Origin of the sequence: Chryseobacterium sp. W4I1, assembly GCF_030816115.1 — a bacterium.
In the GTDB taxonomy this organism is placed as follows: domain Bacteria; phylum Bacteroidota; class Bacteroidia; order Flavobacteriales; family Weeksellaceae; genus Chryseobacterium.
The window spans coordinates 2,102,133-2,122,349 of the sequence record NZ_JAUSXQ010000001.1 but is presented as its reverse complement, the minus strand read 5'-3'; the positions used below and the strand labels follow the sequence as shown (position 1 = coordinate 2,122,349).

General features: G+C 32.9%; 15 protein-coding genes. All 15 read left to right on the top strand.

Annotated elements, in window-relative coordinates:
* Nucleotides 1-120: 120 nt before the first annotated feature.
* The 15 genes from QF044_RS09890 (at nt 121) to QF044_RS09820 (ending at nt 19,834) form a co-directional block, all read left to right on the top strand.
* Entirely contained in the window at nt 121-1,713 is a 1,593-nt protein-coding gene (locus QF044_RS09890; protein WP_307266373.1) for a hypothetical protein, read from the top strand.
* The gene (locus QF044_RS09885) at nt 1,706-2,689 is read left to right on the top strand and encodes a hypothetical protein (protein ID WP_307266371.1); all 984 of its coding nucleotides are present in this window, start codon (nt 1,706-1,708) and stop codon (nt 2,687-2,689) included. Before QF044_RS09890 ends, QF044_RS09885 begins: the two co-directional genes overlap by 8 nt.
* 575 nt (nt 2,690-3,264) lie before the next feature.
* Nucleotides 3,265-5,181, top strand: a complete 1,917-nt coding sequence (locus tag QF044_RS09880; RefSeq protein WP_373462619.1) for a polysaccharide biosynthesis protein — start codon at nt 3,265-3,267, stop codon at nt 5,179-5,181.
* Nucleotides 5,182-5,484: 303 nt separating this feature from the next.
* The gene (locus tag QF044_RS09875; RefSeq protein WP_307271985.1) at nt 5,485-6,204 is read left to right on the top strand and encodes a polysaccharide biosynthesis/export family protein; all 720 of its coding nucleotides are present in this window, start codon (nt 5,485-5,487) and stop codon (nt 6,202-6,204) included.
* 3 nt (nt 6,205-6,207) lie between these two features.
* Nucleotides 6,208-8,544, top strand: a complete 2,337-nt coding sequence (locus QF044_RS09870; protein WP_307266367.1) for a polysaccharide biosynthesis tyrosine autokinase — start codon at nt 6,208-6,210, stop codon at nt 8,542-8,544.
* A gap of 2 nt (nt 8,545-8,546) precedes the next feature.
* Nucleotides 8,547-9,515, top strand: a complete 969-nt coding sequence (locus tag QF044_RS09865) for an SDR family oxidoreductase (RefSeq protein WP_307266365.1) — start codon at nt 8,547-8,549, stop codon at nt 9,513-9,515.
* Nucleotides 9,516-9,536: 21 nt separating this feature from the next.
* The gene (locus QF044_RS09860) at nt 9,537-10,829 is read left to right on the top strand and encodes a nucleotide sugar dehydrogenase (protein ID WP_307266362.1); all 1,293 of its coding nucleotides are present in this window, start codon (nt 9,537-9,539) and stop codon (nt 10,827-10,829) included.
* Between the two features lie 20 nt (nt 10,830-10,849).
* Nucleotides 10,850-11,968, top strand: coding sequence for a non-hydrolyzing UDP-N-acetylglucosamine 2-epimerase (gene wecB / locus QF044_RS09855; protein ID WP_307266358.1), 1,119 nt, complete (start codon nt 10,850-10,852; stop codon nt 11,966-11,968).
* A complete protein-coding gene (locus tag QF044_RS09850; RefSeq protein ID WP_307266356.1) occupies nt 11,969-13,282 on the top strand; it encodes a lipopolysaccharide biosynthesis protein in 1,314 nt (437 codons plus the stop codon).
* The gene (locus QF044_RS09845) at nt 13,279-14,358 is read left to right on the top strand and encodes a polysaccharide pyruvyl transferase family protein (RefSeq protein ID WP_307266354.1); all 1,080 of its coding nucleotides are present in this window, start codon (nt 13,279-13,281) and stop codon (nt 14,356-14,358) included. The genes QF044_RS09850 and QF044_RS09845 overlap by 4 nt, the downstream gene beginning before the upstream one ends.
* A complete protein-coding gene (locus QF044_RS09840) occupies nt 14,348-15,430 on the top strand; it encodes a hypothetical protein (RefSeq protein ID WP_307266351.1) in 1,083 nt (360 codons plus the stop codon). Before QF044_RS09845 ends, QF044_RS09840 begins: the two co-directional genes overlap by 11 nt.
* Nucleotides 15,431-15,432: 2 nt before the next feature.
* A complete protein-coding gene (locus QF044_RS09835; RefSeq protein ID WP_307266348.1) occupies nt 15,433-16,518 on the top strand; it encodes an EpsG family protein in 1,086 nt (361 codons plus the stop codon).
* Nucleotides 16,518-17,321 carry a glycosyltransferase family A protein gene (locus QF044_RS09830; RefSeq protein WP_307266346.1) on the top strand — a complete coding sequence of 268 codons (804 nt, stop codon included), beginning with the start codon at nt 16,518-16,520 and terminating at the stop codon, nt 17,319-17,321. Before QF044_RS09835 ends, QF044_RS09830 begins: the two co-directional genes overlap by 1 nt.
* A complete protein-coding gene (locus QF044_RS09825; RefSeq protein ID WP_307266344.1) occupies nt 17,322-18,701 on the top strand; it encodes a phenylacetate--CoA ligase family protein in 1,380 nt (459 codons plus the stop codon).
* A complete protein-coding gene (locus QF044_RS09820) occupies nt 18,698-19,834 on the top strand; it encodes a right-handed parallel beta-helix repeat-containing protein (protein WP_307266343.1) in 1,137 nt (378 codons plus the stop codon). The genes QF044_RS09825 and QF044_RS09820 overlap by 4 nt, the downstream gene beginning before the upstream one ends.
* The last annotated feature ends 383 nt before the right edge of the window (nt 19,835-20,217 follow it).

Below are 20,217 nucleotides of genomic sequence, written 5' to 3'. Positions count from 1 at the left end.
TGAAGATCAGTGGAATGAAAAATTAGGAATCTGAACCTTACCTTATTTAGGAAAATGAAATTCAGGATAATCCCCATCAGGAATATAAAAACTCCCGTATTAAAAAAAGAAAATCTTAAAATGGCAACACGTATTACAATAACAGATTCCGGGCAAACTCAAACTTTAAATGGCCCATTGGCTCCGGATACTCCCGATAACTCATTGCAGCGCGTTACTGAAGTTTATTTTGCCAAGAAAACGACAACAGATAACGGAACAAGAGTCAATTTCACAAAAATTGATTCTGCTCATGTACAGCAAGATCATCAGAATCAAAATATTCCATACGATTCCATATTAGGCAAGACGGTTTATCTGATCATAGAGACCAGCAATATGACAGATTTAAGCATAGATGCGGTGATAAGACCTTCAGCAAGTACCATGACAGAAAATACAGATCCATTACAGTTAATGCGTTTTGTGTCTCCTGACCGATATGAAGCACAGAGGCTGTTTACAGTACAGGTAGGAAATTTTGATGCCCTTAACAATAACGGAGGTACACATGATCATTACACTAATTTACGAGCTGACCATAGCAATAAAGCCATTATTAAGCTGCAACTAAGACCTGATGGAAGAGCTGTTTTTGATGACTGGACCAGAAGACTGGCGGATAACAGCATTAATCTGGAAGTAGTGGTAGAAAGAACAGACAATAATCCCTGTGCCTACGGAGATGGGCAGGAAGAAGTAAACGGAGCCGGCATTTTCCTGAATGATGACAGAGGAAGATTCAGAGTGGTCAATAAAAACATCTATACCATCCATCATGGCAGTAATACCTACAATACTTTACAGGTGATCAGTACAAATCCGGAAAAAAGAAGAAGGATTCAGAAAGTCAGGAATGCCCATTCTACTGAAGTGATCTTTTTTTATTATGACCAAAACGATAATGAACACAGGATCTGCGCCAGAACCAAAGAAAGTGTAACCCGAAAAAGAAGAGTCAATACCATTCCACCGCTGGCCCAGAGAGGGACTCTTTTGGATACAATAGATTTCACAGCGAACAGGGCTGCCGGAGAACAGATAGATGCCCATCAGTTACTGGTGTATTCTAACGGAACCCTCGGTGATGGAGCCACCGACAAATGGTACGCCAATCAGGCAGAAAGTGTGGATTTGGTCAATATGGATATTTTAGAGAATGCCGGTGTGGGACCACAAATATTTGAAGCTTTCAATTATAATCAAAATGGAGTCATCATCCGGTATGGTTTTCAGCATACCAGGAGAAGAAGCATCCAGCCGGATTTATTTGCCGGCTTCTTAGGGTCATTGGCACAATTCAGGCAGGAAGGTCACAATCATTATATCGTATCTCAGGGTTTTTCTTATTCTGATGCATCGTGCTATCCCAGTGCGGAGCATGTGAACGGAGAAGCGGGAGATCTGAATTTATTAACCACTCAGCAAAATGGAGTTAATACGATCCTTAGCGCAGCGAATTTTGATTTTGACAATGAGGTCATCCTTCGGAATATTCTTTTTGATTTTGGATTTATATTAGGACGGTCAGAAAATTTTTCCAACGCCTCCAATACCAGTACTGCGGACAATGCCAGTACACGGTTACCTCATACCACCCATACCGCTACCCCAAGACATAATAACCACTTGCATATTCACGGTTTCACCCCAATATCAGATATCTATGCCTAAAATTAATATTGCTTGCTTTAGCCTTCTGTTTTTCCTTTTTTCCTGCTACAGTAAGGCTCAGACAGAAAATAAAGCAACAAGCACAGAAGCACATTCACCAGATAAAGGATCAGTTTTTAACACCAATAAAGCTGATTGTATCAGTCTGCCATTTGGATATTCAGATATTTCAAAACGGATAACCGTAGATTCTATTCTGCCTGCCATACAGGACGAAAATAAATTGAAAGAAATCAATGCATTACAATTTGAAAAACCAATCAAAAAAGATCTTGTATTGCTTCCTGAAGAATACCATGTTTTTCTGCCATTCAGCAATAATGTCAATGAAAAATATGACCAGATTAAAATAGCTTCTCATTTTCTGTGTTATGGAGATTATTCACTGTACTTTATGGCGGTCTATAATACCGTTCGTTATGCCGAACCGTTTATTGAAAAAATGTATTTAGTTTCAACGAAGGACGGCAAGCTGATCGATATGAAAAGAATCTATCTTAATCATCAGAGAGAAATGGGATTTGCCAACTATACCCTGTTTAATATCGATGAAAATTATATCATTTCTCTACAGGATTATGAGTTGACTGAAAGTCCTTTTCAATTGAAATCTTTACAGAAATACCAGATTCTGACCTCCGGAAAATTTACAAGATATTATGATCAAGATGGTCCTTATCAAGATGATGATGAACAGGGCATAGTGAAGAACCATCATAAAGAAGGAAAATGGATAGAAACCAAATCAAATGGATCTTTAGATCTACAAAAATATCTGGAATTTACAGATCCCTATACTTATCTGGAAGCAGAGTATAAAGATGGTTTATCCACCGGAACATGGAAGTTTTACAAATTATTCCAAAAATATAATGAAGAAACCGGAGAAGCCATCTTAAATACAAGAAAAAAAGGACAATTAATATATACTGAAATGTATAGACAAGGGGTATTAGAAAAGCGGGAATTTTATTGATAATAAAATATTTTTTTAAAACTCTTGAAATAAAACTAATTTAGTCTTCACTATTTTCAGAAAGGAATAATGTTTTTTTTGCTTTGTTTAAATGAATCTGCCGTATGAGTGTCATCCGATACCATTGGCCAAAGCACTTATTAAAAAAATGTAAAGGATATTGTCTTTTATTTTTCTTCTGTGAATGGATGTCTTTACCCTTTTTCTATTTTCCTCTTCTCCAATTTCAAAGCACTTTCATAAAAACTTTTTGATTAAAACAAATTTGTTTTAACTATTTGATTAAATTTTATTTTAAAATTATACTTTCTGTTTGTCACTTTCAAATGTGGTACTCTTAGATGTATAAATTTCAATTCCTTGCAAAATATTGTTTTGCAAAAAGTTACATAAATATTCTGAAAAATGAAGGTATGAAACTATTAATATAATAGTGATTTTTTACATCATAATAAATCATAATTAATAAATAAGATGAAAAAACATTAGTAATAATGTATTATATTTGTATCAAACTAAAAACCACTAAATGTTGAATTAATCAAAAATATAATATTTTAGGTCTATTTTTTAGTATGGGGAATGTTTATAAAATCAAAGAGTTAAGGTATGTACCGAGGTGGTTAGTTTTTTTTATTGATATTTCAATTATCTGCTTTTCTATCTTAATTTCATATCTGTTCTTAAAAAGCCTGAAGGTAAAAATTAATTTTACTGAATATCAGACTGCGAAAATATTAACAATTCTTGCCGTTCATATGGCATGCATGTTTTTCTTCAAAACGTATGCAGGAATTATAAGATACTCTACTTTTCTTGATTTTTTTAAAATTGTTAAGTCCTCGATTAGTGCTCTTGTAGTATTACTGGTAATCAATTTTATATCAGATTGGGTTTTGGGTATGCCTGTTTATTTATATCCTGTTCTTTTCTTGTTTTTTTTCATTTCAACTTTTACCATGTTCTTTTTCAGAATGCTTATTAAGCATTTTTTCAGCATGATGATGGATCCTAAATATAAGGGCACTGCATCCAAAGTAAGAATCGCTGTTGTAGGAATAGAAGGCGAATCTGTATCGTTAGCGAATGCTATTATTCATAATCCCGGACATCCTTATCGTTTGGAAGGATTTCTTAGTTCAAGATCAGATTCCAAAAAAGCCATGTTGCTGGGCCGTAAAATTTATAATAAAAAAGAATTTCTTAAAAGGGATCAATGGTTGAAGCAATTTGATGCCGTTTTAATGACAGAAATGATGCCTAAACCGGAAATGGAAGAATGGACGGCTATGGCATTAGATAAAGGATTGAAGGTATTAAAGGCACCTGCCACAAATAAAATGCAGGATAATGGTATTATAGGAGCTGTCCGCCCGCTTCAGATTGAAGATTTACTCAACCGCACACCAATTAAAATTGAAAGTGAGGAGCTAAAAAGCCGTCATTTTAATAATTGCATTTTAATAACCGGAGGAGCAGGATCCATAGGTAGTGAAATTGTAAGACAGGTTGCTCAATTGCATCCGGAACTAATTGTAGTCGTAGATCAGGCTGAATCTCCGTTGTATGAACTGAAACTTGAGCTGATGGAAAGATTTCCCAATCAAAATTTCAAGTTTATATTGGCAGATATTTCAAACAGCCATCGCCTTGAAAAATTATTTGAAGAGTATCGGTTTTCAATAGTATATCATGCAGCAGCCTATAAGCATGTCCCTTTAATAGAAGATAATCCGCATGAAGCTATTTTTGTTAATATTGGGGGAACCAGAAATTTAGCTCTGCTTTCCAAAAAATATAATGTTAACCGTTTTGTGATGGTATCTACTGATAAGGCTGTGAATCCTACCAATGTAATGGGGGCTTCTAAAAGAGCAGCCGAACTATTTGTACAGTCTTTACAGAATTCTCCAGATAATACGACGAGATTCATTACAACCCGTTTTGGAAATGTATTGGGATCTAATGGTTCGGTGATACCACATTTCAAAAAGCAGATTGAAAAGGGTGGTCCGGTCACAATTACTCACCCCGATATCATCCGTTACTTTATGACGATTCCTGAAGCGTGTGAATTGGTACTTCAGGCAGGAACAATGGGGAAAGGAGGTGAGATTTATGTTTTTGATATGGGTAAACCTATTAAAATTTTAGATCTGGCCAAAAGAATGATAAAATTATCAGGCTATACACCTGATGTTGATATTAAAATTGATTTTATTGGTTTAAGACCAGGCGAAAAACTATATGAAGAGTTATTAACAGATAATTCTACTACAATTCCTACGCATCATGAAAAAATTATGATATCCCGGGATCCGTTGATGGAGTTTGAAGATATAGAAATTTTATGCAGGCAAATTATGCGCTCAGCTATTAAAAAAGACGGCTTACAGGTTGTTAAGATATTGAAAGCCATAGTGCCGGAGTTTATCAGTAACAATTCGGAATTTGAAATTCTGGATAAAATTCCTGAGCCTGAAATCTATTAATATAAGATTGAACAAGATGAATTTTAAAAAAAAATAAACAATTATTAGTATTTTATTTATAATCGGAATGAAAATTGCTACAACAAGAATTAATCTAAAATTAGTATAATATATTAAATATGTCTCACGGATTGGTGAGCTTTGTTTTTAAAATAAATATATACGTATTCCGTTCTTTTATTATACCTGTAATAAATCGAACATTAAATTCAGTAGACTTTAAAAAAACATATGAAGAAATCTATTATTCCATATCTGATCCTTTTATCAGTTGCTTTACTATCATGCAAACCCAAGCAAAATATGATATATGTGTCAAAAAACACTATGGAAGAAGAAGTGACCAAAGCAAAGTATCAAGGTTTGCATATCCAGGAAGGTGATGTTCTTCTGATTCTTGTTTCTGCATTGGATGAAATTGCCGTGAAACCATTTAATCTTAATACAGCAAATAAGGTGGGAAATGATACAGGTGCCGGAATCAATCAGTATGCGCAGCCTAGTGAATATTTAGTAAATGACGAAGGATTTATTTATTTTCCTGTGATCGGAAATGTATTCGCCAGAGGTATGACTCAAGTACAACTAAAGCAAGATCTGGAAACCCGTCTTAAAAAATATCTTACAGATCCAATGGTATCCATTAGTCTGAAAAACTTTAATGTAAGTATTTTGGGGGAAGTGAAGAATCCGGGTCAAAAGGAAAGTGTTTCTCAAAAGATTAATATTTTTCAGGCACTGGGTCTCGCAGGTGATATGACAGATTATGGTGACCGAACGAAAGTGAAACTTATCCGTACAGGGGATGATGGGGTTGACCAGATTGTTAATATAGATATTACCAGATCAGATATTGTAAATTCACCTTATTATTATATGAAGCAAAATGATATTCTATATGTGCAGCCAGATCAAAATAAACAGGTTCTGGCAAACACTAATCCGAATAGGGCCCTTACATTCCAGATTATTGGTGCATTATTAACGGCAGGTACTCTTATTATTGCTTTAACAAGAAAATAGAATATGCATCAGATAGAATTTCAGGCAAAGGAAGAGAAATTGGATTTAAGAAAAGCCATCTCAAAATACCTATACAAATGGCCGTGGTTTATTGCCTCTATTTTGGTTTTTGTAATAGGTGCTTATATTTATCTTAGATATACTGTCCCTCAATATCAGTCAAAGACTACACTAAAGTTTGATAAAAAGCAAACGGATCTTTCCTCAGCTTTGTCTGATCTCGATAATCTTGGGATCGGTTTAGGCAATTCTGATGAACTTAAAAGTGAAGCTGCCGTTGTCAGCTCACGGCCTATACTTATGCAGGTCGTAAAAAATCTTAATCTTAACGTTGAATACTTCAATGCAGGAGATATTAAAGATTCACAGCTGTTTGCCATTGCTCCTATTACTGCAAAAATATTAACCTACAATAATAAAAAATTTGTATCGTCTCAATATGAAGTTATCAATGTAAAGGATGATCAGTTTACACTTACGAGTGAGAAGCAGGGAAGTACAATTACCGGTAGATTTAATATTCCTTTAAAGTTGGAATTTGGAACGGTATTACTACAAAGAAATCGTTCTGTTGCTTTTGGATCAAAATATAAAATTATTTTCTGGAATCCAATTGAGAAGGTAAAGAAACTGGAAAAAACAATAGAGGTAAACTTACCGGATGAAAAAGCGATGCTAATGGATATTAGCCTCATTGCATCCCTTCCTGAGAAGTCGGAGGCTATTCTTAATGAGGTGACTAGACAATATAATTTGGATGGTCAGAGAGACAAAAATTTACAGGCTCAGAATACCCAAGAGTTTATCGATAAAAGATTGGAAGTTATTACTAAAGATCTTTCCGGGGTAGAAAACCAGAAGGAAGATTTCCAGAACCGAAATCGTATTGTAGATTTACAAGCACAGGCAGAACTAGCTCTTCAGAATACTAGTGAAAATACAAAGTCACTTCTTCTTCAGCAAACTCAGCTTGATCTCTTAAACTCCCTTACTTCAGAAGCTTCAAAGAATAACAACCAGCTCATGCCTTCCAATCTTGGGCTGAACCCATCGCTGGAACAGTCTATTTCTCAGTATAATTCACTTTTGATTACTAGAAATAAGACTTTAAAACAGGCAACCAATGAAAACCCGGCTGTCATAGAGATGAACAGGGAAATCGGTGCATTGAAGGAGATTATCCGTGATAACATCCGTCAGCAAAAAGAAACGGTAAAAGCGGGAATTGCTCAATTGCAAAATCAGATTACAACAAGTAATTCTATGATAGAAAAGGTTCCCGGACAATCTAAAGTATACAGGGGAATTGAACGACAGCAAAATCTTAAAGAACAGCTGTTTTTATTCTTATTGCAGAAAAGAGAAGAAAATGCAATTAATCTATCGGTAGATGTACCGAAAGCTAAAATTGTAAATCCTGCGTTTACATTAGATACGCCGGTATCCCCTAAAAAAGATATTATTTTTCTAGGAGCTTTTTTTCTTGGAATATTAATTCCTTTTGCCATTTTATATCTATTGTTTATGCTGGATGATAAAATCTACAGCAGAGATGATATTAAAGAGCGTTCCAATTTGGGCGTCCTTGTGGATATACCATCACTTAAAGATAATGAAAACCATTTGGTACAGAAAAATGACTTTTCAGAACTTGCAGAAGCATTCAGAGTACTTGTTTCCAATCTTAAATTTGTTTTGCCGGTAAAAGATTCTGCCAAGGTTATTATGGTAAGCTCTTCAGTAAAAGGAGAGGGGAAAACTCTTGTATCTGTTAATCTTGCCCTTACATTAGCGAATAAAAATGGTAGAGCTCTTTTGATAGGATCAGATATCCGTAATCCACAAATTCAGCGATATGACAGTGAACCTACCAAAAGAAAAGGTCTTACAGAATTTTTATATGATGAATCGGTGAATGTAGAAGAGCTTATTCATACATCAACTACCAATCCTTTCTGTGATGTCATTTATGCAGGAGCAATTCCACCAAATCCTCAGGAGCTACTTTCTAATGGAAGGTACCAGAAACTCATTGAGCAGATGTCATCTCAGTATACTTATATTATTATTGACTCGGCTCCGCTGATGCTGGTTTCAGATACCCTTAGTATTGCTGATACTGCCGATGCGACTTTATATGTAGTGAGATCAGGAGTATCAAGAAACATACTATTGGATTTTGCTAACGATCTGGTAAGGGATAATAAACTCTCTAATGTATCATTTGTTATTAATGATGTTTCAAAACGCGCAGGAGGATATGGGTATAATTACAGTTATGGTTATGGCTACAGCAATGCCACAAAAGAAAGTTGGTGGAAAAAAATCTTTAAATCTTAGAAATGCATAAAATTTTAATAACAGGGGGAGCAGGATTTATCGGTTCCAACTTGACAGAATACTTTTTAAACAAAGGACACGATGTAGTTTGCCTGGATAATTTTGCAACAGGGCACCGTCATAATATTGAGCCTTTCCTTAATAATCCAAATTATCAACTGATTGAGGGAGATATTCGTGATCTGGAGACTTGCCAGAAAGCAGTGGAAAATGTTGATTATATTCTGCATCAAGCCGCTTTAGGATCTGTTCCTAGGTCTATTAAAGATCCTGCTACAAGCAATGATGTGAATGTTTCAGGATTTTTAAATATGCTGATTGCAGCACGGGATGCGAAAGTAAAACGTTTTGTATACGCTGCTTCATCATCAACTTATGGTGACTCTGCCTCGTTACCAAAGGTGGAAGATATTATCGGAAAGCCACTATCACCGTATGCTATTACCAAATATGTCAATGAGCTTTATGCTGATGTTTTTGGAAAAACTTATGGGATGGAATGTATCGGTTTGAGATATTTCAATGTATTTGGTCGAAGACAGGATCCTAACGGAGCTTATGCTGCCGTAATCCCATTATTTATAAAGCAATTAATCAATCATGAATCTCCGAAAATTAATGGGACCGGAGATTATTCCCGTGATTTCACTTACATAGATAATGTCATTCAGATGAATGAGCTGGCTATGCTGACTGAGAATCCTGAAGCAGTTAATACAGTTTATAATACAGCAGTGGGTGATCGTACGACACTAAATGATCTGATCGGGTATCTTAAAAAATATTTAAGTGAATTCGACAGAGAAATTGCAGGCATTGATGCGATCCACGGCCCGAACCGTGTCGGAGACATTCCGCATTCATTAGCCTCGGTAGAAAAAGCAGAAAAATTATTAGGATATAAACCAAGCCATACTATAGAAAAAGGTTTACAAGAAGCCATTAGCTGGTACTGGGAAAACTTAAAGTAAATATTTTTAAATTGAATCTTTGTGGAAAAACAATATAAAATTGCCGTTATCGGATTAGGGTATGTAGGTCTTCCTTTAGCCCGATTATTTGCAACCCAATATCCGGTTGTAGGTTTTGATATCAATAAGAAAAGAATTGAGGAACTGAATACAGGGGTAGACAGTACTCTGGAAGTAGAAAATGAGATCTTAAAATCTGTACTGCTGCAGGATAATCCTTTAAGCAGCGATACTGAAAAGGGACTATACTGCTCTTATGATATTAATAATATTCAGGATGCAAACATTTACGTTATTACAGTTCCGACTCCGGTTGATAAAAATAACCGTCCTGATCTTACACCCCTTTATAAAGCCTCAGAAACTGTAGGTAAGGTATTGTCTAAAGGCGATATTGTTATTTACGAATCTACTGTATATCCAGGTGCTACTGAAGAAGAATGTATTCCTGTTCTTGAAAAAGTGTCAGGATTGAAATTCAACGAAGATTTCTTTGCAGGATACTCTCCGGAGCGTATTAATCCGGGGGATAAAGAGCATACCGTAGAGAAGATCCTGAAGGTGACTTCAGGTTCAACACCGGAAATTGGTGAAAAAGTAGATCAATTATATAAATCTGTGATTATTGCAGGTACTCATTTGGCTCCTACGATTAAGGTAGCAGAAGCAGCCAAGGTAATTGAGAATTCACAGAGAGACATTAATATTGCCTTCGTTAATGAACTGGCAAAAATCTTTAATATTTTAGATATTGATACCCATGCAGTATTGGAAGCTGCAGGTACCAAATGGAACTTTTTACCCTTCAAACCAGGATTGGTGGGCGGACACTGTATCGGAGTAGATCCTTATTACCTTGCCCAGAAAGCACAGGAAAACGGTTATCATCCGGAAATTATACTGGCAGGACGCCGTCTGAATGATTCCATGGGACAGTATGTAGCTTCCCAGTTGGTAAAAACAATGATTAAACGTAAGGTAGCCATCAATGGTGCCAGAGTTTTAAACTTGGGAATAACCTTTAAAGAGAATTGCCCGGATGTCCGTAATACCAAAGCCGTGGATGTGATCCATGGTCTTGAGGATTATGCTTTAAACGTTACTACTTTCGATCCTTGGGCAAATCCTGAAGAAGTGAAACATGAGTATAACCTGAATGTTGTCAATGAAATTCCGGATGAAAAGTTTGATGCGGTTATCTTGACAGTAGCACATCAGGAATTCACAAATATAGATCTGAAAAACTATCTGAAGGAAGGAGGTGTGATTTATGACGTAAAAGGAGTCCTGAAAGAATGTGATTCTAAATTATAACTATTTGTTTGCTTAAAATTATGAAGAAAAAACATCTAATTGTTTTTGGAACCAGACCAGAAGCTATTAAAATGGCTCCTTTGGTAAAAGAATTTCAAAGAGAAGAATCATTCGACACTAAAGTTTGTGTTACAGCTCAGCATAGAGAGATGTTAGATCAGGTTTTAAGTTTTTTTGATATCAAACCAGATTATGATTTGAATTTAATGAAGCCCGGTCAGAACTTATATAATTTAACGGCTGATATTATCACTGGAATGAAATCTGTTTTAGAAGATTTTAATCCCGATTATGTTTATGTACATGGAGATACAACGACAACAATGGCGACCAGTATTGCAAGTTTTTATTCTGGAGCCAAAGTGTGCCATGTAGAAGCCGGACTAAGAACACATGACAAAAGATCTCCATTTCCGGAAGAAATTAACCGCCAGGTTGCGGGACGTATCGCTGATTATCATTTTGCCCCGACAGAACAATCAAAGCATAACTTATTAGCAGAGAATACCGAAGAAGAAAATATATTGGTTACCGGAAATACTGTGATAGATGCATTGTTCTATAGTTCAGCAAAGGTTGAAAATATAGAGAATAAGGAAATAGAAGCACTTAGAACAAGTGTAGACCTGTCCAAAAAAATTATACTTGTTACAGGACATAGAAGAGAAAATCATGGGCAGGGATTTATTAATATTTGCGAAGCATTAAAAGAGATAGCTCTCAAAAATTCAGATGTTCAGATTATTTATCCGGTACATCTGAATCCCAATGTAAAAGGCCCTGTGTATGAAATTTTATCTGAAATTGATAATGTACTACTGATAGAGCCTTTGGCATATCCTGCTTTTGTATGGTTAATGAACCAGTCTTATATGATCATTACTGATTCCGGAGGTATACAGGAGGAAGCTCCAAGCTTGGGAAAACCAGTATTGGTGATGCGTGATACCACAGAAAGGCCGGAGGCTGTTGATGCAGGTACGGTGATTCTGGTAGGTACAGATAAAAATAAAATTGTTTCAGAGGCGCAAAGTTTGTTAAATGATACCGTACGTTATCAATCTATGAGGGAATTGCATAATCCTTATGGTGACGGAACAGCATGTGAACGCATTATGAATTTTATAAAAAGTAAATAAATGAATATATCTTCTGTGCTTAAAAAGAAGATGTTTAAAGAAACTTTAACCTATTCCATAGGAAGCTTTGGTTCAAAGATTCTTTCATTTTTATTAGTTCCTTTTTACACCTATTTCCTCACCAAAAAAGAATTGGGAGAATATGACTTACTGCTTACCACAATAAGTCTTTTTGCGCCACTAGTTTCATTACAAATTTCTGATGCAACGTACAGATGGTTAATTGATAAAGAATATATCAGTGAAAACGACAAGGCAAAAATTATGACCAATTCAATCATAACATTGTGTATAGGTTATCTTATTTTTTGCATCGGTTTTTCAATTTATGTCTTTTTTAATAGCTTTCAGTACCAGGGATATTTTATAATACTGATTTTTCTCAATTGTTTACTGCCTTTATTACAGAGTATTTTAAGAGGGCAAGGGAATACAAAACAATTTGCGATAAACGGAATCTTAACTACTTTTTTGATCGTAGTTTTTAATATCATTTTCATCTATTTATTAAAATTAAATGTTGAAGGTGTTTTTATTGCCAATATTGTAGCTTATGCAGTTGCATGTATTATGATTTTTTATAAAGTAAAAATAATTCAGTATTTCAAATTTGAATATTGGGATCCTAAGCTTATAAAATCAATGGCATCTTATTCTTTGCCTCTGATTCCTAATTTGATGAGTTGGTGGGCCATATCATCTGCAAGTAAGTTTATCATACTGCATTATATGGGTGCTGAAGGAAATGGGCTATACGCCGTAGCAAGCCGTTTTCCAGCCTTGCTTTTAGTGATCAATTCTGTTTTACTGTTGCCTTTACAAGACAGGATTTTAAAGGAGAAAGATGATACCACTTTTAATAGATTGCTGGAAAAGTTCATCATGTTTGAAATAACCTTAGCTTTTATCCTAGGAGTAATATCTCCTTTTATGACTAAAATACTGGTTTCAAAAGAGTATTTTGAATCTTGGCAATACATGCCTTATTTATATTTAGGAGTTGGATTCAATGCAATTGCTGGTTTTCTAGGGTTAAAATATCAGAAGGAAAAAAATACATTAAAAATAACAATTACATCTTTATTAGGAGCAATTATTTCAATTATATGTAGTATAATTCTCATACAATCTTTAGGATTACAGGGTATTTCGATTTCATTCCTACTTGGATTCTATTTTATGTTTGTGCTTAGATTCTGGGATATATTAAAATCTGAAAAAAAACAGATAAGAATTAAAAAACTTTGTTTAATTACATCTGTATTAGTTATTATTATAGTAATAAATCATTTTATAAAATATTATATTTCATGAATATATCAATAAAAGGAGCATATGGCGATAGTAATTTTGGTGATGATTTATTGATGATCGTATTTGAAGATTTCATTCATGCCAATATCAAAAACAGATCACTGAATTTTATAGGATCTGAAAATAATTATGTCTCAAAATTTTTAAATGATTCTTCATATAATAATGGTCAAAAAGATGATCTGTTAGTTTATGGTGGTGGAACGCAATTTTTTTCTTTTATAGAAAAATCTACTTTGAGAACTAAGCTGAAGAATAATATCTCCAATAACCCTGTTAAAATATTAAAAAAGGTATTCCAGAAAATAAGTCCTAATAATGAAGCTGTAATTAAAAGTGAAAAAGCTTTTCTGGGTTTTGGATTAGGTCCTTTTAATAATAATATTCAGGCTATAGAATTTGCAAAGAATCAATTAAAAGATTCACTTTTTACCGGAGTCAGAGATCAGGTTTCTTTTGGGTATTGCAATGATTGGAATATCAAATCATTTTTAGGAGCTGATGTGGTATTCTCGTCCTATTTTCATAAATATGTTCAAAATGTCCCACAGACTATTGGCTCAAATAAAATAGGAATTATTGTAAGAGACTGGGACTGGAAGAACAGTCCTGCGGATTATCAGGATCAGCTGATTAATTTTGTAAGTTCAAATCCGCATCTTGACGTTACATTTATTGTATTCGCAAAAGATAAAGATCCAAAATGGATGAAAAGGATCCAAAATTATAAAAGTATAGTCTGGAATCCTGAAGCAATGGAGATTAATGATTTTATAAAAATTTTAAATTCATTTTCTACATTTATTACGGCACGTTATCATGGAGCAATAATTGCCGGCTTGTTAGGGAAAAAAGTAATCTGCGTTGAAATAGAACCTAAATTAAGGATACTTACAGAGCAAATTCCATCATTTGCCCTATGGGATGATAGTTTTAATATCGATAAGCTTAATGATTTAATAGAATTGGATTTAGAAAATAATCATCAGAAGTATATAGAAGATCTTAGATCGAAAGCAGACAATATGTTGAATCAATTTGTAAAAATATATAATAGCAAATTTAATGGAGAATAAAGAAATTGTAATTGTTCATAAAACCTGTGTTTCAGATTACCCTCCTTTATTGGCTTTTATAAAGTATCTGAATAAAAACGGTTATAGAATACATCTTGTTTTAGGTTTTGAAAAAGGAAACTTAATAGAGGAACTTAATAGTCTTTGTGATAAAGTTCATTTAACCAATATAAAGCCTTCTTCCAACAAGTTTTTATACTGGTTTAAAATCAGAAAAACTTTTTGGAAAATTATAAATGAAAATCAGTACAAGGACAAATTAATTTGGATTCCGGCAGCGGATACTACATTGGCTTTAGGCCAAAAACTATTGTCATTAAATTATGTGCTTAATTTATATGAGCTTTTTGATTATGCTCCGAGGTACATAAAAGGTCTTGAAAAATATGCGAAAAATGCAAAGCTGGTAATTTGTTCGAATTTAGACAGAGCCAACATACTTCGGGTTTGGTGGAAACTAAGCAAAACTCCGGACGTTATTCTAAATAAACCTTATTCTAATCTATCTCAAAGATACCTTCCTCTAACAGGTGAATTATCTAAACTATTAGAGCCAGTAAAAGACAAAAAGAAAATTATTTACCAGGGAGTAATTTTTCCTGAAAGAGAACTGGAAGGAATTTGCCGTTATATTAATCAATCAGAAGATTTTGCATTGATAATAATGGGAAAGGAAACAGATTATCTAAAAAAATTGAAAGTAATCTGTCCTTCTATTATACATATTCCTTTTGTTGCTCCTCCTTATCATTTACATGTAACCAGTCATGCTGATATTGGTATCTTAACTTATGATCACTCCTCTTTAAATAATATATTTTGTGCACCAAACAAACTATGGGAGTTCTCTAATTTTTCTATTCCAATGATAGGAAATGATATTCCGGGGCTTATAAATACCATCGTGACAAACAGAATGGGTGAGTGTATAGATTTTCAAAAAGAAGAGCAGGTATCCAAAACCTTACATAGTATCTTGGAAAATTATACAGAATATGCTAAGAATGCGAAATCATTTTATAACAGCTATAACTATGATCTTGAACTAGACCATATCATGCAGAAATTATAGAAATGGAAGCTATTATAGATGCATTTAATCTGAGGTTTACACTTGTTTATTTAAGTGTAGCGCTTTTTGCTGTAATTCTAATCAATGAGTATGTTAGCAGAAGAAAAAACTCTGATGATATTCAAAATTTATTATTATTATTTTATGCATTGGTAATGATATTATTGATAGGCATTAGAGATAAAAAAGTAGGCTCGGATTCAGAAAGATCATTGATCTATTTTACCGGTGCCAGAGTTGTAAGATCTTTAAGTGAATTAAAGGATATAGGGACATATTTTATTTCATTACTAGCCCGTAAGCTGAGTGATAATTATAAAGCTTTTTTTACATTAAACGCTATACTGTATGTGGTGCCTATTATTATAGGTATAAGAAACTTAACTCAAAAAAACAGATTTCTTGTTTTTTTTATTGTGATAAGCATGTTTTTCTTTAAAACTATGGGAATTAATACAACAAGACAGGGAATTTCCTTCTCCTTCTTTTTCCTGGCAGTAACATTTTTTGATAAGAAAAAATGGTTATCTATTGTATTTTTTATTGTTGCGTTTTTCAATCACGCTTCTATTATTATTCCTATTGCCGTTTTTTTAATGTCCACTAAAATTAGTAATCTCAAAGTTATATTCTCCATTTATATAGTGGCTACGATACTGTCATTAGTGAATTTTAATCTCAATGAGCTTTTGGGTAAAATTCCTGTAATTAATATTTTGGTACAGGAAAGACTGGATCAATATTATGCAAAGGGTTCTCAAATTGCTTACAAGACTGGTTTTAGAATTAATTTTTTTGCATTTAATACCATATTTGCGATTATAGGTTATTATACTCTTAAAAATATTGAAAATATTGAAGAGTACTTAAGGTACAAAAGGTTCTATGTAACTTACATGCTGACATCATCTTTTTTCTTTCTTATGTTTTCAGCAGCTTTTAGTGACCGTTTTGGTTTTCTGTCTTGGATTTTCATTCCCTTCTTAATGTATCCATACACTCAAACCAATAAGAAAATAGGATTTATTAATCTATTAGGAGTTTTTTTTATTTGTTTTTCCCTGTTTTTAATTTTTAATTTAAAATAATGATATCAGTAGTAATCCCTTTGTACAACAAAGAAAAATATATTAAGGAAACAATCCTTAAAGTGCTGAATCAAACATATCAGCATTTTGAAATAATTATTATTAATGATGGTAGTAAAGATAAAGGACCGGACATTGTCAATGAAATTAATGATTCAAGAATCAAATTATTCAATAAAAATAATGGAGGTGTTTCATCAGCCCGTAATTTAGGAATAGAGAAATCCCAATATGAATATATTGCATTTTTAGATGCTGATGATGAATGGTTACCCAATCATTTGGAAGAAATAAATAAGCTCATTACAAAATACAAAAACTCAGCAGATATTTTTGTTACTAATTTTGCAAGAAAATATGTTACAGGGAATCTCATAAATAACAGAAAACCGGAAGAGCTTAAGGAAGGAATTATTATAGATTATTTCAAAAAAGTGATCAGAAAAGGAATTATACACACATCTTGTGTCTGTGTAAGTAAAAAAGCATTGTTGAAAGCAAACCTATTTGATGAGCGTTTATCCAGAGGAGAAGACATGGATTTGTGGATGAGATTGGCTAAAGAATTTGGAATAGCCTATTCACCTGTAATTACTGAAGTGTATTTACAGGAAGCCGAAAACAACAGTAAGGTGAAGTCAGACGTTACAAGGTCTATTATCTACCATTTAGATTTTTCTACAGTAACTTCTATAGACGAAAAAAGATATTTGAAAAATTTACTCTATAGAAAATATGCTTCATTATTGAAGAATATTGATTTTTCAAACTTTATTAAATTAATGATTAAACAAGGTTTTTAGATGAAAGAGAAAGTATATAAAATACTACCTGATTTTCTTCAGAATTTTATGGTCTATATCTATAACAGGCAGGCTTATAAAAGAAGATATGGTGGCGAATATAAAAATTTCAGGAAAGAGAAAAAAGAAAATCGCACGTTATCATTAGAAGAATTGAAAGAATATCAAAAAAACAGGTACTCACAGTTTATAGAATTTGCAATTCAGAATTCGGAATATTATAAAAAATCAATTGGTCATATTGAGAATGTTCAATTGCTTGAAAATATTTCCAGTCTGCCAATCGTTAATAAAGAAGTACTCCGTAATAATATTGAAGATATTATGGTAAAAACTTCTGAAAAATTAGAAAAATCGAAAACGGGAGGTACTACAGGGAAATCTTTGGAAGTTAAGTTTTTTTTCAGAGACAGTCAGGAAAGATTTGCTTTTCTGGATGATTTCAGATCCAGATTTGGTTACGAATTGGGAAAAAAGACAGGTTGGTTTTCGGGAAAGAGTTTATTAACAGATCAGGATATTAAAAAGAATAGGTTTTGGAAAACAGATTTTTTTCATAATGTTCGCTATTACTCTACATTCCATATCAAAGATGATTATCTTAAATATTATGTAGAAAATCTAATCAGTTATGCCCCTGAATACTTAGTGGGATTCCCTTCCACAATATTGGAAATTGCCAAATATGGTATTGCCAACGGATATGACTTTCCGGAAAATATAGTAAAAGCGGTTTTTCCTACTGCAGAAACCATTACAGAAGAAACACGATACTATATTGAGAAATTTTTTAAAACAAAACTTTATAATCAATATGCATCTTCTGAAGGTGCCCCTTTTATAATTGAGTGCGAAAAAGGAAATCTTCATTTGGAATTGCAAACCGGTGTTTTTGAAGTCTTAGACGAAAATGATCAACCTACAAAATCGGGAAGATTGGTGGTGACTTCATTTACAACAGCTGGAACTCCATTGATAAGATATGATATCGGAGATTCAATAACCCTTGAAGAATTTGATAAGAAATGTACCTGTGGAAATAATAATCCTTTGGTTAAAGAAATTTTGGGTAGAATAGATGATTTTATTTATTCGGTTGAAAATGGGAAAATCAATTTAGGAAATGTTTCCAATACCTTAAAAGATACAAAAGGGATTATAAGATTTCAGGCTGTACAGAATAAATTAGATGAGTTGGAGCTATATGTGGTTACCGATAAAGAAATCTATTCAAAGCAAATTGAAAAAATATTTATGGAAAACTGGAAAGACAGAGTTGGGAATGTTATGAAAATACATTTACATTATGTTAATGAGATTCCGGTAGAAAATAGCGGAAAATATAGAATCGTAAAAAATAATATAAAAGATTTGTTATGAAAATTATAAAATCATTTTTAATATTAGGCCTGTCAACCTTTTCTATAATCTGCTGTTCGCAGCGAAAAGATAAGGTGGCAATTGATAAATCTTTAATTTTAACCCAGGATATCACAGTGCAGACTAATGATTTTTTCAAAATCGAAACAACGCTTCCAAAAGGATATGTGAAAGACGGAACAGTTGATTACACAGATTATATACAAAAAGCTGTAGATGGCAACAAAAAAGTAATAATGCCAAACTTTCCATTAATGACGAGTGGAATTTTTGCACAGTCAAACTCACAAATATATTTTCAGAAAAATTCTTCTCTAATATTAAAGCCCACTGCTAATATAAGATATCAGATTATAAGTTTACATGGAGTTGAAAATGTTAAAATCTACAATCCTAGATTAATAGGGGATCGCGATAAACATTTGGACTCTAAAGGTGAATGGGGATTTGGTATTGATATTAGAGGATCTAGAAATATTGAAATTTATAATGTTAATATATCAGATTGCTGGGGGGATGGGATTGTATTAGTAAAAACAATGAGAAACATCCGAGCGGGAATTACAAAAGATAAATTGTTAAAAACGGAAAATATTAACATTATAGGTGGGATTATAGATAATGTTCGAAGAAATGGAATAACAATTGCTGGAGGTAAAGATATATTAATAAAAAATCTGTTAATTACAAATGTTAATGGAACTAACCCTATGGCCGGTATTGATATTGAACCGGATGATAGTTCCAATGAATTAGAGAATATTAATATTGAAAATGTTAAGATAAATAATGCGAATGTTGGGATAGATCTGCATTTGGGACAATATGGTAATCAGACTATATCAAAATCTGTTACAGTTTCCTGCACTAATATCTCAGTTGAAAATGCAAATTCAGGAATTTATATCGCAGGATATAAATCTAAACCTAACATCAAAGAAATGACAGGCTACTTTAAAATAGATAAGTTTGTTACCAATAATGTAACAAAACCTTTTGAAAAAAGAGATCAATTTGGATTGTATCCTATGATTCAAATGAACAACTATAAATTTAATATCAATAATAAAATTGATAATTCTACAGAATCACTTTTAAAAAATGTTAAAGATAATAGTAAATTTAAATATTAATGAGATCCATAAATAATAGCATTAATGTAGAATTAAGAATTTTTAAGATATTTCTATATCAGTAAATAGTTTTATTAGAATTTTACTATTGTATTTGATTCAACATAATGGTAATCTCTACAAAAACTATTTATACTTCAAATAAAACACACAAAGACAGAACGAAAATTATTGATTATTGAAACAGAATTGATTTCAAGCTTAATTTCATGTGAAATAAGTAAGATTTTAAAGCTGATTCATAGTATAGCGATAATATTTAAAAAATTCCTAAAATAAGGAATTATCAATATTATTTTCGTTTATTAATATTTATCGAAAAAGAGTAAATAAAAAACACCACACAAAGGATATAAAGGAAAATTATTAATTGGTTCAAAATA

Bases quoted from the DNA above. Each gene is read 5' to 3' on its own strand.
- QF044_RS09885 (WP_307266371.1), top strand. From the start codon at position 1,706: ATGCCTAAAATTAATATTGCTTGCTTTAGCCTTCTGTTTTTCCTTTTT.
- wecB (WP_307266358.1), top strand. From the start codon at position 10,850: ATGAAGAAAAAACATCTAATTGTTTTTGGAACCAGACCAGAAGCTATT.
- QF044_RS09865 (WP_307266365.1), top strand. From the start codon at position 8,547: ATGCATAAAATTTTAATAACAGGGGGAGCAGGATTTATCGGTTCCAAC.
- QF044_RS09890 (WP_307266373.1), top strand. From the start codon at position 121: ATGGCAACACGTATTACAATAACAGATTCCGGGCAAACTCAAACTTTA.
- QF044_RS09840 (WP_307266351.1), top strand. From the start codon at position 14,348: ATGGAGAATAAAGAAATTGTAATTGTTCATAAAACCTGTGTTTCAGAT.
- QF044_RS09870 (WP_307266367.1), top strand. From the start codon at position 6,208: ATGCATCAGATAGAATTTCAGGCAAAGGAAGAGAAATTGGATTTAAGA.
- QF044_RS09880 (WP_373462619.1), top strand. From the start codon at position 3,265: ATGGGGAATGTTTATAAAATCAAAGAGTTAAGGTATGTACCGAGGTGG.
- QF044_RS09825 (WP_307266344.1), top strand. From the start codon at position 17,322: ATGAAAGAGAAAGTATATAAAATACTACCTGATTTTCTTCAGAATTTT.
- QF044_RS09820 (WP_307266343.1), top strand. From the start codon at position 18,698: ATGAAAATTATAAAATCATTTTTAATATTAGGCCTGTCAACCTTTTCT.
- QF044_RS09835 (WP_307266348.1), top strand. From the start codon at position 15,433: ATGGAAGCTATTATAGATGCATTTAATCTGAGGTTTACACTTGTTTAT.
- QF044_RS09845 (WP_307266354.1), top strand. From the start codon at position 13,279: ATGAATATATCAATAAAAGGAGCATATGGCGATAGTAATTTTGGTGAT.
- QF044_RS09830 (WP_307266346.1), top strand. From the start codon at position 16,518: ATGATATCAGTAGTAATCCCTTTGTACAACAAAGAAAAATATATTAAG.
- QF044_RS09875 (WP_307271985.1), top strand. From the start codon at position 5,485: ATGATATATGTGTCAAAAAACACTATGGAAGAAGAAGTGACCAAAGCA.
- QF044_RS09850 (WP_307266356.1), top strand. From the start codon at position 11,969: ATGAATATATCTTCTGTGCTTAAAAAGAAGATGTTTAAAGAAACTTTA.